1 protein-coding gene is annotated in these 1,449 nt (G+C 71.4%); it reads right to left on the bottom strand.

Annotated elements, in window-relative coordinates:
* On the bottom strand, nt 1–1,449 hold a 1,449-nt coding region (locus tag U9980_RS22765), incomplete at both ends, for a DUF1998 domain-containing protein (RefSeq protein ID WP_322769806.1).

Genomic DNA, 1,449 nt, shown 5'->3' with positions numbered 1-1,449 from the left:
CGCGCAACCGGGTGCGCTTGTCGGCGTCGTCGGCGAGCCGGTTGTGCTCGGGCGACGCATGGTAGCGATACCCGTCGAGGTACACGGCGACCTCGACGGGTGCGGCGTCCATGCGGACGAAGTGGACGTCGGGTCGGGTGCCGCGGATGGCGTTCTGCAGCTTCATCCGCCAGTGGACGACCTGGCCGTCGGGTGCTTCCAACCGCAGATCGGCGATGCGGGCGCCGTTCTGGTCGGCCGCCCGGGTGATGCTGGCCCTGGTCTGCGAGGCGCTGTCAGGGCGTTCGGCCCAGTCGAGCAGGGCCTGCAGGAAGCGTAGTTCCAGCTCGCTTTCGACCTGGTCGAACAGGGAGATCTCATCGGTCCGCACCGACGCTGCGACCGTCCACGGGTCGAGGAGCCCCCGCAGCATGCCGAGCGCCTCGGCCCGGATCATCAGCGGGAACTCCCTGTCCCGGGCGTAGCGCAGCAGGCACCGGTGGCAGGCCGGTTTGCCCGCACCGACACAGCGGCAGCCTTCGATCACAGCCTGCGCGGCCTGCAGCACCTCGCGGAAGCTGTCCGGGTCACTGATCCGATGCAGGTAGCCGGTACCACCGGGCTGGATGTCGTGGACGACGAGAAACCGGCGAGTATGCCCGGTGTCACGGTCGGGCATGACCGCCGCCACGACCCGCAGATGATCGGGATCACCGCCGTAACGGGCTGCGATGCCCAGGCGCAGAGCCGCGGCGAAGGAGACGATCCGCTCCGCCACGGCGGCGGTGACCGCCGGCACGAGGATACGCAGTGCCTCGGTACGCAGCTCGTGGGCGAGGACCAGGGCGACGTGTTCCGCGGCATACGGGTCCCGCCGGTACCGGCACCACGGCCGGTGGTGGTCGGCCGCCCTGTCACGACCGCCAGCCGGGCCGCCGACGGACGAGGTGGCCGTGGTCAGCGCCGGTCCTGCCGTCGGCGGCGGCCCGTCGCTGGTGGTGCCGCCGCACGACGTGCACGTGTAGAAGGGGTTGAGCCGCGTCTCGACACCCGCGAACGTGTCACCGGCGGGCCGGTCGTACCGGGCCGCGCCCAGATTGAACTCGCGGATGACGGCGTGGCGGGTGTAGTCGACACCGAAGGTGACATGGTCGTGCCGCCAGGACCGGTCGACGTCCGCCGGGTCGATGTCGACCGCGACCTGCGTGGTGTAGTGCCTGATGTCGCGGTCGTCGGAGTCGTCGCGGATTCTCGCGTCCTCCCGCCGGTCATGCGAGGTGACTGTGGTGGGCCGCAGGACGGTGAACAGGTTCCCCGCGTCGGCGATCGCCGCGGCGGTGCAGCGGGGGCAGCGGGTGGTGTCCTCGGCGGCCAGCGTGGTGCGGACGTAGCCGCACGCCGGGCAGACCCGCCACTGCTGGTAGGCGGGCCGCTTGGGCGAGCCGATGTCGAGCCCGGAGACGGTGTGCC

It is taken from the genome of Protofrankia sp. Cr1 (genome assembly GCF_963555865.1).
Taxonomy (GTDB): domain Bacteria; phylum Actinomycetota; class Actinomycetes; order Frankiales; family Frankiaceae; genus Protofrankia.
This window is presented reverse-complemented; position numbering and strand designations above follow the sequence as displayed.